The sequence below is a fragment of the uncultured Phascolarctobacterium sp. genome, from assembly GCF_902463975.1.
Taxonomy (GTDB): Bacteria; Bacillota; Negativicutes; order Acidaminococcales; family Acidaminococcaceae; genus Phascolarctobacterium_A.
The window spans coordinates 17632-31659 of sequence record NZ_CABQHJ010000014.1 but is presented as its reverse complement, the minus strand read 5'-3'; the positions used below and the strand labels follow the sequence as shown (position 1 = coordinate 31659).

At 44.0% G+C, this 14028-nt stretch carries 11 protein-coding genes and 1 CRISPR repeat array (1 of these 12 only partly in view); all 11 genes read left to right on the top strand.

All coding sequences use genetic code 11. The annotated features are described in order from the left end of the window. Positions 1-110: 110 nt before the first annotated feature. Positions 111-1391 carry a hypothetical protein gene (locus RDW05_RS05630; protein WP_307978153.1) on the top strand — a complete coding sequence of 427 codons (1281 nt, stop codon included), beginning with the start codon at positions 111-113 and terminating at the stop codon, positions 1389-1391. Then, positions 1384-1563 (top strand): hypothetical protein, encoded by a 180-nt coding sequence (locus tag RDW05_RS05625; RefSeq protein ID WP_307978152.1) that lies wholly within the window; start codon positions 1384-1386, stop codon positions 1561-1563. Before RDW05_RS05630 ends, RDW05_RS05625 begins: the two co-directional genes overlap by 8 nt. Before the next feature lie 102 nt (positions 1564-1665). Then, on the top strand, positions 1666-1929 hold the full coding sequence (locus RDW05_RS05620; protein ID WP_307978151.1) for a DUF1653 domain-containing protein: 264 nt from the start codon (positions 1666-1668) through the stop codon (positions 1927-1929). A 57-nt stretch (positions 1930-1986) separates the two neighbouring features. Beyond that, positions 1987-2637, top strand: coding sequence for an MmcQ/YjbR family DNA-binding protein (locus tag RDW05_RS05615; RefSeq protein WP_307978150.1), 651 nt, complete (start codon positions 1987-1989; stop codon positions 2635-2637). A gap of 30 nt (positions 2638-2667) precedes the next feature. Further along, complete coding sequence (locus RDW05_RS05610; RefSeq protein ID WP_307978149.1) at positions 2668-3501, top strand: deoxyribonuclease IV; 834 nt, start codon at positions 2668-2670, stop codon at positions 3499-3501. Positions 3502-3531: 30 nt separating this feature from the next. Next, positions 3532-4857 carry a M18 family aminopeptidase gene (locus RDW05_RS05605; RefSeq protein WP_307978148.1) on the top strand — a complete coding sequence of 442 codons (1326 nt, stop codon included), beginning with the start codon at positions 3532-3534 and terminating at the stop codon, positions 4855-4857. Between the two features lie 135 nt (positions 4858-4992). Then, positions 4993-6318 carry a hypothetical protein gene (locus RDW05_RS05600; RefSeq protein ID WP_307978147.1) on the top strand — a complete coding sequence of 442 codons (1326 nt, stop codon included), beginning with the start codon at positions 4993-4995 and terminating at the stop codon, positions 6316-6318. Between the two features lie 62 nt (positions 6319-6380). Then, positions 6381-8525 carry a CRISPR-associated helicase Cas3' gene (gene cas3, locus RDW05_RS05595; protein ID WP_307978146.1) on the top strand — a complete coding sequence of 715 codons (2145 nt, stop codon included), beginning with the start codon at positions 6381-6383 and terminating at the stop codon, positions 8523-8525. 217 nt (positions 8526-8742) lie between these two features. After that, positions 8743-9393 (top strand): type I-C CRISPR-associated protein Cas5c, encoded by a 651-nt coding sequence (cas5c, locus tag RDW05_RS05590; protein ID WP_304134997.1) that lies wholly within the window; start codon positions 8743-8745, stop codon positions 9391-9393. Beyond that, positions 9390-11159, top strand: a complete 1770-nt coding sequence (cas8c, locus tag RDW05_RS05585; RefSeq protein WP_307978145.1) for a type I-C CRISPR-associated protein Cas8c/Csd1 — start codon at positions 9390-9392, stop codon at positions 11157-11159. The genes cas5c and cas8c overlap by 4 nt, the downstream gene beginning before the upstream one ends. Next, entirely contained in the window at positions 11160-12050 is an 891-nt protein-coding gene (gene cas7c, locus RDW05_RS05580; RefSeq protein ID WP_307978144.1) for a type I-C CRISPR-associated protein Cas7/Csd2, read from the top strand. Between the two features lie 215 nt (positions 12051-12265). Continuing rightward, positions 12266-14028: direct repeats of the CRISPR family, unit length 31 nt; unit sequence GTCGCTCCCGTGAGGGAGCGTGGATTGAAAT (it continues 237 nt past the right edge of the window).

Sequence of the window (14028 nt, the reverse complement as noted above, 5' to 3'; positions counted from 1 at the left end):
AGCTGCTACACTGACTAAAGCTTTTTATATTGAAATTATGTTCGCAAAGTGCTATAATAGCATTACAAAAACACAACGAATGTTCGCTTAAAGCGCGGGAGGAATTTGTCATGGAAGCCAATAAGCAGAAAACAGAAAAATACTATGCCTGTATAGATTTGAAGAGCTTTTTTGCTTCCGTAGAATGCGTGGAGCGCGGGCTTGGTCCCTTCAAGGCGAATCTGGTGGTAGCAGATGCTGCGCGCGGACGCGGCGCAATCTGCCTGGCAATTTCCCCGGCGCTGAAGCAGCTGGGCGTGCGCAACAGGTGCAGGCTGTACGAAATCCCCTCGTGGATTAAGTACACGATAGCCAAGCCACGCATGAAAAAGTATATGGAATATTCCACTGCTATTTACCGCAATTATTTGGATTACCTCAGTCCGGAGGATATTCACGTATATTCCATTGACGAGTGCTTTCTTTATCTTTCGCCCTATTTGCGGCTCTACAAAAAATCCCCGCGGGAGTTTACGAAGCTGCTGATGGATTCTATATATACTAATTTTGGTATTTGTGCTACCGGCGGCGTGGGCACTAATATGTTTTTGGCGAAGGTGGCGCTGGATGTGCAGGCCAAGCACAAGCCGGATAATATAGCATATCTTGACGAAGAGCTTTTTAAGCAGACGATGTGGCATCACCAGCCGCTGACTGATATCTGGAACATCGGCAAGGGGATTGCCAGAAGATTGGAGCGTCATGGCATTTGCGACCTTTACGGCATTTGCCAGGCGGACAAAAAATGGCTGTATAAGGAATTCGGCGTGAATGCGGAGTATTTGATCGACCACGCCTGGGGACGAGAACGCTGCACGATGCAGCAGCTTAAGGCGTACAGGCCCAAGTCGCACAGTATTTCCAACAGCCAGATTCTTTTTGAGGATTATGCTTATGAGGATGCGCTGATTGTACTGATGGAGATGGTGGAGCTTTTGGCGCTGAAGCTGGTGGAAAAGCAGATGCTGTGCAACACGATAAGCCTGCAGATAGGCTACAGCAAGGATTGCTATGTACCGACAGGCGGCAGCAGGCGTTTGCCGCAGCCAACGGATTCGTTTCAGGTGCTGGAGGATTTTTTTGTTGCGCTGTATAAGGAAAAGACGCTGCCAAATCAACCAATCAGAAAGCTGTCGGTTTGTGCGGATAATCTTGCCTGGCTGGGCAGTGCGGAGCAATCGCTGTTTGCGCCGTATGATGTTGATGAGGACAAGGACCGGGACGTGCAGCAGGCGCTGCTGGATATTAAGGGGAAGTATGGCAAGAATGCTATCCTGCGCGGAATCAGCTATCGGGAAAAGGCGACGGGCAAGCTGAGGAATACGTTGATTGGAGGTCATAACGGTGAATGATGATAAGTATTTTCGCAAGGGCGGCAGGCGCCAGGCGGTGCATAATCCGTTTAAGGCAGAGACAGAGGATAATGCAGATTACAGCGTGCGTGCGAAGCAGTTTGCTGCTTTTGACGCTTTGAAGGGGTTTCGGGAACTGATAGAGGCAGCGGAGGAAGAGTACGACGGGTAAAAGGTTTCATGGTGATATGCTATTATCCTTTACAGCACGTGGCAGAGCAGACGTGTTTTGTAGTATAATTATATAAGCTACATACTTTCGGAGGTTAATATTATGACTAGAGAAATGCATATGGGCGACATTGTGCGCCATTTTAAAAGAGAGACTGTCGAAAATCCCACGACGGAATACTTATATAAGATTCTGGCCTTTGCCGAGCATACGGAAACAGGCGAAAGGCTGGTGGTGTATCAGGCACTGTATGCTCCGTTCAAGATTTGCGCCCGTCCTTGCGCTATGTTTATGAGCGAGGTGGACCGCGAAAAATATCCTGCGATTAAACAAAAGTATCGCTTTGAGGTTGTGCAGGAGTTCTGATTGCTTAGGCGATTATACCGGTGGTGCATATAATTTTATTTGCAGGAGAGAACGGAAATGCTTTATCCTATTTTAGAGCAATATGATGTTGATATAAAAAAGGCGCTGGCCTATGGCTTTGTGCAGGAGGGCGCAGGGCTGGCACTGCGCAAGCCGCTGCCGGAAACGGAATTTTACGCTGTCGTTACGCTTGCAGGCAAGGCGCTATCCGTAAATGTTTTTGACAGTGATACGGACGAAGCGTACCTGCCCTTTAACGTTGCCGATAACATCAGCGGTTACGTGATGAGCGTGCGCGAGAAGGCAGAGGCATTGCTGGAGGAAATAAAAGCGCAGTGCCTGGTGAAGAGCAACGTCAAGCTGCAGCTGATGGATTACTGCTCGCAGCGCTTCGGCACTGTTCCCGACGCTCCGTGGCCGGAAACACCGGAGAATTTTACCTTTAAGACGGCGCGGAGAAATAAATGGTACGCTTTGTTTATGACGATTCCCTATAAAAGCCTGGGCCTAGCGAAGGCGGGGAAGGTTGATGTTTTGAATATTAAGCTGCCGCCGGCAAAGATTTTGCAGCTGGTGGACAGGCAGCATTTTTATCCTGCGTATCATATGAACAAAAAGCATTGGCTGACGGTGCTGCTGCAAAAGGATGCAGATATTTCGTTGGTGCAGGAGCTGTTGGCGGAAAGCTATCAGCTGGTGGAAAAATAGCAGCAGAAAATAGCAAAGGAGATTGAGCAAGTGTTACATATAGGTTGTCATTTATCCTCATCGAAGGGCTTTTTGGCGATGGGGAAAACGGCGCTGTCGATCGGTGCCGATACGTTTCAATTTTTTACGCGCAATCCGCGCGGAGGCAAGGCGAAGGCTGTGAAGCCGGAGGACGCGGCGGCACTGAATGCGTTGATGCAGGAGCATAGCTTTGCGCCGATTTTGGCACACGCACCGTATACGATGAACCCCTGCGCGGCAGATGCCAAGCTGCTGGAGTTTGCGCAGATGGTGATGGAGGGCGATTTGGCGATGCTGGAATATGTGCCGGGGAATATGTATAATTTTCATCCCGGCAGCCATGTGAAGCAGGGAGCTGAGGTTGGCATAGAAAAAATAGCGGCGCTGCTCAACAGTGTGCTGCACAAGGATTTGCACACTACCGTACTGCTGGAAACGATGGCAGGCAAGGGCACGGAGGTTGGCCGCAGCTTTGAGGAGCTGGCGGCGATTTTGAGCAGGGTGCAGCTTAATGAAAAGATGGGCGTCTGCCTTGATACCTGCCATATTTTTGACGGCGGTTATGATATCGTCAACGATTTGGACGGCGTACTGGCGCAGTTTGATAAAATTATCGGCTTGGAGCGATTGAAGGCTGTGCATCTGAACGACAGTCTGAACATCTGCGGCAGTCATAAGGATCGTCATGCGTGCATCGGTGCAGGCAATATCGGTTTGGAGGCGCTGACGGCGGTGATTAACCACCCGGCGCTGCGCGCCTTGCCGTTTTACCTGGAAACGCCGAACGAGCTGCCGGGTTACGCTGCGGAAATTAAGCTGCTGCGTGAGCGCTTTGTGGAGTAATATACTGAGAAATTTTTACAGAGGTGAGCGATGGAAATGGAAATGGCTTATACGGAGCTGAATGCGAAGCTGTGCGCTTTTTTGGACAGAACGCCTAACAGCTTTTTCGCGGTGAAAAATATTAAGGAGGAGCTGGCGGCGGCAGGCTTTGCCGAGCTGCAGGAAAACAGCAGGTGGCAGCTGCAGGCTGGCGGCAAATATTATGTCAGCCGTAACGGTTCGGCGCTGCTGGCCTTTGTTATTCCTGAAAATGATTATTTGGGCTTTCAGGTTTACGCCTGCCACTGCGATTCCCCGGCGTTCAAGCTGAAGAATAATGCGGAAATCGTAGTAGACGAAAGGTATGTGAAGCTGAATGTGGAAATGTATGGCGGCATGCTGCTCAACACCTGGCTGGACAGGCCGCTTTCCGTTGCCGGACGCGTGCTGTGCAATGTTGACGGCCGCTTGGAAGCGCGTCTTGTTAATATTGAGCAGGACCTGATGATGATTCCGAATCTGGCAATCCACATGAACAGGGAAGCTAACGAGGGCGTAAAGCTGAACGCGCAGACGGATATGCTGCCGCTTATCGGCAGTGCTGCGACTAAGGACGGCCTGCAGAAGCTGTTGGCGGAGGCCTGCGGCGTTACCTCAGAGCAGATTGTAGATACGGAGCTTTTCCTGTACAACAGAATGCCGGCGACTACAGTCGGGCTGGAGCAGGAATATGTTGCCGGCGGCAGGCTGGATGATTTGCAGTGCGTGTTTGCCGGATTGCAGGGCTTTTTGGCGGCAGAAGCAGGCGCAAGTGTGCCGGTATTCTGCATGCTGGACAACGAAGAGGTTGGCAGCGGTACGAAGCAGGGCGCGGCGGCGACCTTTTTAAAGGATGCGCTGCAGCGCATCAACATGGCACTGGGCAGGGACGAGGAGGATTATCTGGTGTCCTTGGCCAACAGCCTGATGCTTTCGGCGGACAACGCTCATGCTGTGCATCCTAATCATACGGATAAAAATGACCTGACGAACAAGACCTATCCCAATGAGGGTGTGGTTGTCAAATACAGCGCTAACCAAAAATATACTACGGATGCGGTATCCGGCGCGCTGGTGCAGCTGCTGGCTAAAAAGGCTGCTGTGCCGCTGCAGCTTTTTTATAACCGTTCGGATATGGCAGGTGGTTCAACCTTAGGCAATATCTCCACCGCTCAGGTAGCAATCAAGTCGGTGGATATCGGCCTGGCGCAGCTGGCGATGCATTCCGCCTACGAGATGGCAGGCGTTAAGGATACGGCGTATCTGGCAAAGCTGGCGCAGGCATTTTTTGCCGCCGCTGTTGCGGAGGCTGCCGACGGAACGTACTGCCTGAAGTAACAATTTAATATGCGTATATCAAAGGGCATAGCAGATGCTGGTGACAGGTCTGCTGTGCCTTTGTTATTAGTTGCTGGCAGTTCGGCGTGGTGCTATACTGAGCTTAGGAAGTTTAGAAGCGAAAGAGGTGATTGTATGTTGCAGGCAATACGCAGATTATCTAAAACACATTTGGCAATGCTGGCAGTCTGCCTGTTGGCGGTGGGCGGCGCTGTTTATTTCTTTTTGGCGCAGCGTGCCAGCCGTCATGCGGCAGAGCTTTTTAACTATTATATGGCCAAGCAGCAGGTGCTGGCAGGAAGCGTGACGGCCGAGGAGCTGCGTGCCGATATCTGGGGCAATGTGTATTTTAAAAACCTGACCTGGGATTCGCCGGAGCATGAACGCTTGCTGGATGTGCCGGAGGGACGCATTAAAATCAAGCCGAAGGATATCATCCTGCGTATTGCCGGCATTGACACGGTGCAGGAGGTGGAGCTGAGCGGTGCTTATATTCATCTTGGCTTTGATGATAAAATGCGCCTGGATATTCTGCAGAATAAAAAGACGGCGGAGGAAAGTATCCTGCCGGACGAGGTGCCACCGGAAAAGCGTCATCTGCAGATTAGAGGCAGACTGCCGAATATTAAGCTGATTTTGCATGATACGGTGCTGTCGGCAGAATATAAAAAGCGCCATTTTATTTTGAATGATGTGGACGGCACGGCGCAGATCCATGAGCATCAAAAGCTGGAGCTGCATCTGGCTGCAGGACGCTACGGCGGCAGCATTGCAGGCAAGGGACTGAATATTGACGGCACCTGCGACCTGAAGGGGGAGCAGAGGACGAATATCAACATTTGCCTGTATGATGTTATCCCCGATTCGCTGGGCATGCGCAATGTTAAGGATGCGATGACGGTGACGGGGCAGATGACAGGTAGCTTAAGGAAGCCTTTGATTGACGGTGCGCTGGCGCTGAAGGAGCTGCATCTGAACGATTTGTATTTTACGAATATCAACGGTACCTACCATTATGAAAATGCGCTGATAACCTTTCAGGATGTGACGGGCAGTATTTTTGGCGGTACCTTTGATGCGATAGGCCTGTATCATTTTGATAAGCGCTATTACAAGATTGATGTTGACGGCAAGAACCTGATGGCTTCGCTGGCTGCCAAAAGCAGCAAGATAAATACGAGCGTTGATTTGAAGATAAAGTTTCGCAATGAGGGGCCTAAGGGCAATAACCTGGTATACGGCAGCTTTTCTACGGGCAAGGGAACGTATTTGCTGGTGCCGTTTTTGAGCCTGCGCGGCAGCTTCAGCGACCAGAGCGGCGAGCTGGCCTTTAGTAATGTAGAGATTGAAACCAAGGTGGGCACGTTTGAAAGTGATGTCTTTAAGATTGTGGACGGCAGATTGCAGCTGGGCGAGATTTTTTTGGCGAATGGTGAAGGACGGCGTATACGCGTGAGGTAGGGGGAGTAGTATTTAGCAGAAAATAAATATACAAAAAATTTAATGTCAGGAGGATTATTTAGATGGAATATATTGGTCATAAAAGTGATGATGGCGTAAATAGAGAACAGGCTCTGATTGAACATTTAAATGGAACAAGTGCTTTATGTTCTGAGTTTGCCAGAAGATTTACAATGGAAGAAATTGGAAAACTGCTTGGTTTATATCATGATGTTGGAAAGTATTCTACTGGTTTTCAAAAACGTATTCAACAGAATGGACCTAAAGTAGATCATTCAACTGCAGGGGCACAATTACTTGGAAAATATTTTGTGCCATTTGCTTTTTGTATTGCAGGACATCATAGTGGTTTAATGAACCTTGGCGTAAGAGGTGATATTGATAACGGAACTTTGGTAGCTCGCATGAGAAAGAAATTAGTAGGCATTTTAGATTATAGTGCCTTTAAAAACGAATTACCTGAATTAAGTGTAAACAAAAAACTTTTTCCGGCTTTCAATGATACCTTTTCAGCTATGTTTTTCACAAGAATGCTATTTTCCTGTTTGGTAGATGCTGATTTCTTAGATACGGAAAGGTTTATGCGACCTAATACTTTGAAGCGGGGGGAATTTTCCAGTTTAGAAGAGCTATACAAACGATATAATGCCTATATTATGGCTTGGGGTAATCCTACAAATAAATTGAATGAAAAACGTACGGAAATTCGTGAAGAATGTATTAATGCAGCTCATGGTCAAGAAGGCATTTATACGTTAACTGTTCCTACTGGTGGTGGTAAAACAATCGCATCGCTTGGTTTTGCTTTGGAGCATGCTATGCAGCATAAAAATAAGGAACGTATTATCTATGTAATTCCTTATACTTCCATTATTGAGCAGACCGCTGATGTTTTTCGTTCTATCGTAGGAAGTGAGGATGTAGTTGAGCATCATATGAATGTTGATTATGATGATGCAGAATTTGGTGATAATAAACAAAAAGAAAATGAACGTAAAAAGTTGGCAACGGAAAATTGGGATGCACCGATTATTGTAACGACTAATGTGCAGTTTTTTGAATCATTATATGGCAATAAAACGAGTCGTTGTCGTAAATTGCATAATATTGCTAACAGTATTGTGATTTTTGATGAAGCACAGATGTTGCCTAATGATTATTTAATTCCTTGTATGCGAGCTATAAGGGAATTAGTAAGTAATTATCATGTGACTGCGGTATTGTGTACAGCAACGCAGCCTAGTTTGAATAAATACTTTACTGAAGATGTACAACTACATGAAATTTGTTCTAATGTAGATGATTTGTATGATTTTTTTAGGCGTGTTCATTATGAAAAGACTGATTTTGAGGACACAGAAGCTTTGGTTGCACAACTTAATATACATAAACAGGTACTATGTATTGTTAATTCTAAAAAAGCTGCACAGAAAATTTTTGATGGCTTGAACGGAGATGGTTGTTACCATTTATCAACTTTTATGTATCCGCAGCATAGACGAAAAATTTTGGCTGAAGTTAGGGAACGACTTAAGAATAATTTGCCGTGTAAGCTTGTAGCTACCAGTCTTGTTGAAGCTGGTGTCGATGTGGACTTCCCGGTAGTTTATCGTGAAATTGCCGGCTTAGATAGTATAATTCAGGCAGCCGGCAGGTGTAATCGTGAAAATAAAAGACCATTAGAAGAGAGTATTGTTTATATATTTGAAATTAAGAATGATGATACTAAAATCCCTAGTTTTATAAGATTACCAAGAGAAATTACGCAAATGATAATGCGTGATTTTAATGATATTTCATCTACAGCGGCAATAAAAAAATATTTTGATCAGTTACATGTAAATAAAGGCGAAAGCCTAGATATGCACAATATTTTGGGGATGTCTGATAAGAGGATGTTGTTTAAAGATATTGCTTCGGATTTTAAGATTATAGGCGAAACTGGTCGAGGAGTTTTTATTCCATGTGATGATGCCAGCAAGAAGTTATTGGAACAACTGCGTGCTGGCGTACGTAACCGTTCATTGATGAGAAAAGCAGGACAGTATATAGTAAATGTTTATGAAAATCAATTTCTTAAGTTGCAAGGAGCAGGAGTTATTGATGTTGTTGACGAAAATATTAATGTATTGGCTGATATGAGTATTTATGATGTCCATAAGGGATTGATAGTAAATATTGATGATGGTGTTGGTGTGTTCTTTTAACTTTTAAAAACAAATAGAGACGGAGGTACCCGTCTCTATTTGTTTTACTATAAAAGTAAATCGACAATATTTCTATCCACATGAGAATTTCATGACATATGTATAATATCAGAGAAGAAAAATATATGCAAGACTATTGTGGTATCCTTGACAAAGGATAGATCTAGATATATAATTAAAGTAAATCAACAATGAATATATAAAAGGCGGTGATAACGTGAGCATTAAATTAGAGGTTTGGGGTGATTATGCATTGTTTAGCAGACCTGAACTTTCTGTCGAAAGAATGTCTTATGATGTAATTACTCCATCGGCTGCACGTGGTATTTTGGAAAGCATATATTGGCATCCAGGTATGTGCTGGCGAATCGATAAAATCTATCTGCTTAGTCCTATTCGTTTTACTAACATTAGGCGTAATGAGGTTAAAGCAAAAGCTAGTGGCAGCAAGGCAAGAAGTGTGATTAACGGAGCTGATGGTAAAGATTTATATCTTAATACCAAAGATGAAATTCAGCAGCGTGCGTCAATGGTGCTCAAGGATGTGCATTATGTTATCGAAGCGCATTTTGAAATGACGGATAAAGCTAATGCAGGCGATAATCCTGGTAAGTTTCAGGATATAATCAAACGACGCATTACTAAAGGCCAATGTTACCATACACCATACTTTGGTTGTAGAGAATTTCCGGTGAATTATCGTATGTACGATTTTAACAATGTGCCTACGATTGCTGAAAATCGTGATTTAGGATTGATGCTGTATGACATGGATTATAGCGATTTAAACAGCATTAAGCCTATGTTTTTTAGAGCTGTATTTGTCAATGGCGTAATAGATCTTACGCAATGTGAGGTATACAAATGATACTGCAAGCATTAGTAGATTATTATGAGGCTTTAGCTGCTAAAGGAAAGGTGGCTAAACCAGGTTGGGGAAATGCCAAAATATCTTATGCGCTGAATATTGATAAACAGGGAAGGTTACTAAACCTTCTTTCTTTGAAAATTTCTGTGCAAAAAGGCAAGAAAACAGTCGAATTGCCACAGAACATATTGCTGCCGGAAGCAACTAAACGTACTGCAGGAGTTTCTGCACAGTTTTTATGGGATAACGCAAAATATGTTTTGGGTATAGATGCCAGTGGTAAAACTGAGCGTAGTAAGCAATGCTTTGAGGCAATGGCACAAAAATGTCAGGAAATATTAGCAGATGCTGTTGGTGAAAAAGCAATGGCACTAAAAGCATTTTTCGCAACTTGGCAACCAGAATTAGCACAAGAAAATATGCTTTTGCAGCCTTATATGGAAGATTTACTGGGTTCCGCTAACTTGATGTTTAAGGTTGATGGCGAAAGTGTAGAACAGGATGAAGAAATCAAACGGGCGTGGGATTCTTATAAAAGCCAGCAAGCTACGGATGTAGCTAAAGGAATTTGTTTAGTTACAGGCAAGACTGCTCCTGTAGCTCGTTTGCATCCTAGTATTAAAGGGTTGTATGGAGCACAGTCTTCTGGCGCAGCTTTGGTAGCGTTCAATGCTCCTGCTTATGAATCATACGAGCATAAGCAGGGCGACAATGCACCGGTCAGTGAGTATGCTGCTTTTGCTTATACAACAGCGTTGAATACTTTATTGTCGAACGACAGAAATTATCTACGTATTGGTGATATGACTGTTGTGTTTTGGGCAGAAGAAGCAGATGAAGATAATGAAGATGTTTTTGCTGATCTTATTAGCAGTGCCAATGAGATTATCAAAGACGATGATATCAAGAGCTTTTTCGAAAAAGTTCGAGTCGGTAATACGTTTGAAATTAGTGATTTTACGGTTAAGCCGGATAACAAGTTTTATATTTTAGGATTGTCGCCTAATGCTGCAAGAATTTCAGTACGGTTTTTCTTTACCAATACATTTGGTGATTTTATTAAGAATTACGAAAAATATTTTCGCGAATTTGAAATTATCAAACCGGGCTTTGATAACAGAGTAAGTATACCATTATGGCAGATTCTGCAGGAAACTGCTAATAAAAATTCCAAAGATAAAGCAGCTACACCGTTGTTGACAGGTGCTGTTTTACGTAGTATTTTAAGCGGCAAAAAATATCCTGAAGCGTTGTATCAGAGTACAATCTTACGAGCAAAGGCTGATCAGGATAATCCTGATAAAAATATTACTAAAATCAGTAGAATTAAGGCGGCAATCATTAAAGCTTGTTTGATAAGAAATTACAAATATAATGAGGAGGTTGTTACTGTGGCTTTGAATGAAGAATGTAAAAAAGTACCTTATGTGTTAGGAAGATTGTTTGCGGTACTTGAGGACTTGCAGGAAAAAGCTAATCCTGGTATTAATAGTACTATAAAGGATCGCTACTTTAATTCTGCTTGTGCTAATCCTAGCATGACTTTTCCACTGTTGACTAAGCTTGCCAATACGCATTTGAAGAAAATTTCATCACAAAAAGGTACTGTAATCTATTTTGAAAAGTTAATTGGTGAACTTATGAATAAACTTGACGTTGCAGACAATGCGATGCCAGCTCGTTTAAGCTTACCGGAACAAGGTGAATTTGTTCTCGGATATTATCATCAAGTGCAAAAACGCTACGAGAAAAAGGAGGAAAAATAAATGGCTGAAGTAATCAAAAACAGATATGAGTTTACAATTTTGTTCGACGTAGAAAACGGTAATCCGAATGGTGACCCGGATGCAGGCAACATGCCGCGTATTGATCCTGAAACTGGTTATGGCATTGTTACTGATGTTTGCCTGAAACGCAAAATCAGAAATTGTGTCGAGACGATGTGCGAAGATAAAGAAGGCTACAAAATCTATATTAAAGATGGTGTGCCTCTGAATGAAAGCGATAATACTGCATATATTGCGTTTGACACTGATGAAAAGAAAATTAAGGAATTAAAAAAAGATGATCCTGAAATTGATAAGAAAATTTGCCAATTTATGTGCAATAATTTCTTTGATATTCGTACTTTTGGTGCTGTTATGACTACATTCGTAAAGGCTGCTTTGAATTGTGGTCAGGTTCGCGGTCCTGTGCAGTTGGGCTTTGCTCGTAGTATTGATCCGATTGTGACACAAGAAGTTACAATTACCAGAGTTGCTATTACAACTAAAAAGGATGCAGAAAATAAGAGCACAGAAATGGGCCGTAAATATATTGTTCCTTACGCATTATACCGTGTAGATGGTTATATTTCTGCAAATCTTGCACGTAAAGTAACTGGATTTAGTGAAGATGATTTGGCTTTGTTGTGGCAGGCAATTATCAATATGTTTGAATACGATCATTCTGCTGCTCGTGGCAATATGGCTGTACGTGAGCTTATAGTATTTAAGCATGCCACGGAATTGGGTAATGCTCCTGCATATAAGTTGTTTGATACTGTGAGTGTTAAGCGTAAGGAAGGAGTTATTGCTGCTAGAAGCTATAATGATTATGAAGTTGAAGTTGCAGAAAATAAACTCCCTGAAGGTGTAAGCTGTACACGTATGATTTAAGGTGATTTCTTATGTGAGCAATTAGCGTTTGTGTAATTTAGGTTCATGGTGCGAAGTTATATGAAACATAAAATTTAGCTTAGGTTCGCAACTTAAGCTAGAATGGGAAACTATAAGTTTTCTCACATCAAAATAAATTTTTGAGTATTTGAGTTGAGCTAGTTCGCAAAAAATGCTTGATTTAAATGAATAGAGAAGTAATTTGTTTTGATGCTGTCGCTCCCGTGAGGGAGCGTGGATTGAAATACCTCCTTTTTAAAGAATTGTCTTTTTAATTGCCGTCGCTCCCGTGAGGGAGCGTGGATTGAAATCTTGCAAAGTTTCCAATAGCGTTTAGCTTCCAAGTCGCTCCCGTGAGGGAGCGTGGATTGAAATTGAAACTTCTTCTTCTTTTGGTGAAGATTCGTCAAGTCGCTCCCGTGAGGGAGCGTGGATTGAAATGTAACGCGTCCGCTGCGCAGGTAATAATGCTCCGGATGCGTCGCTCCCGTGAGGGAGCGTGGATTGAAATGTAACACCTCCTATAATATTATTAAAGCTGTTAAGTCGCTCCCGTGAGGGAGCGTGGATTGAAATTGTATGCCCGAGTTTAGGCAAAAAGAGCAAAGTGTGGTCGCTCCCGTGAGGGAGCGTGGATTGAAATCCTGATTTGGACATGGAAGAAAGTGCCCCCCCGATGTCGCTCCCGTGAGGGAGCGTGGATTGAAATGTTTTTTGTTGTGTAATGTATTGACATGTAGTGTGGTCGCTCCCGTGAGGGAGCGTGGATTGAAATAGCTATTTCTAATTGCTGTGCTAACTTATCAATTTGTCGCTCCCGTGAGGGAGCGTGGATTGAAATATCATTATCATACATTATTATATAACCTCCTCTCTGTCGCTCCCGTGAGGGAGCGTGGATTGAAATTCAAAAAAATGTAGCAAAATGTAGCCACGCATGATAGTCGCTCCCGTGAGGGAGCGTGGATTGAAATAACAACATATCTGTCCATCACATTGCTCCCCCTGTCGCTCCCGTGAGGGAGCGTGGATTGAAATAATTTATAATATTACGTTGTGCTGCCTCTCTCGCTGTCGCTCCCGTGAGGGAGCGTGGATTGAAATCGGAGTTATACCAAGAGCATCATACATACAGGCATTGTCGCTCCCGTGAGGGAGCGTGGATTGAAATAGACTTCTTATTCTCTTCCTCTTCTTCACGTTGTGTCGCTCCCGTGAGGGAGCGTGGATTGAAATTTTTCCAAGTTGCTTGATAAAGGTAAAAAAATTTAGTCGCTCCCGTGAGGGAGCGTGGATTGAAATAGCGAATTTGGTTATGTTATCGGTTTAATTAATGGTCGCTCCCGTGAGGGAGCGTGGATTGAAATGGCCTTATTTTGCTTGTATATACTATACCAAACGGGTCGCTCCCGTGAGGGAGCGTGGATTGAAATGCTTGCTATGCAGGATGACCTTGTTAATTTGCAGGTCGCTCCCGTGAGGGAGCGTGGATTGAAATTTCTTAATGCTTCTACTGCAAAAAATTTTGAAGGTCGCTCCCGTGAGGGAGCGTGGATTGAAATTATCGGTTCACACATGATAGCGCTCATGCGGTCGAGTCGCTCCCGTGAGGGAGCGTGGATTGAAATGCATAGCCGACGACGGGAAGAGTATTGCACTGACAGTCGCTCCCGTGAGGGAGCATGGATTGAAATCTTGATTTCTTGAGTCTATTATAACTCGTGTTGGTCGCTCCCGTGAGGGAGAGTGGATTGAAATTCAACAAGGGCTTTAGTCTGAGCAATAGAATTAGAGTCGCTCCCGTGAGGGAGCGTGGATTGAAATAGCCGCTAACTTAGCATTTTCACGAGCAACATTAGGTCGCTCCCGTGAGGGAGCGTGGATTGAAATCTTGCGTATACAGGGTATCTGCGATACTCAGTCGGTCGCTCCCGTGAGGGAGCGTGGATTGAAATATGGAAAGCACAAAGACAACAAC

Bases quoted from the DNA above. Each gene is read 5' to 3' on its own strand.
- RDW05_RS05600 (WP_307978147.1), top strand. From the start codon at position 4,993: ATGTTGCAGGCAATACGCAGATTATCTAAAACACATTTGGCAATGCTG.
- RDW05_RS05605 (WP_307978148.1), top strand. From the start codon at position 3,532: ATGGAAATGGAAATGGCTTATACGGAGCTGAATGCGAAGCTGTGCGCT.
- cas7c (WP_307978144.1), top strand. From the start codon at position 11,160: ATGGCTGAAGTAATCAAAAACAGATATGAGTTTACAATTTTGTTCGAC.
- cas8c (WP_307978145.1), top strand. From the start codon at position 9,390: ATGATACTGCAAGCATTAGTAGATTATTATGAGGCTTTAGCTGCTAAA.
- cas3 (WP_307978146.1), top strand. From the start codon at position 6,381: ATGGAATATATTGGTCATAAAAGTGATGATGGCGTAAATAGAGAACAG.
- RDW05_RS05615 (WP_307978150.1), top strand. From the start codon at position 1,987: ATGCTTTATCCTATTTTAGAGCAATATGATGTTGATATAAAAAAGGCG.
- RDW05_RS05630 (WP_307978153.1), top strand. From the start codon at position 111: ATGGAAGCCAATAAGCAGAAAACAGAAAAATACTATGCCTGTATAGAT.
- RDW05_RS05620 (WP_307978151.1), top strand. From the start codon at position 1,666: ATGACTAGAGAAATGCATATGGGCGACATTGTGCGCCATTTTAAAAGA.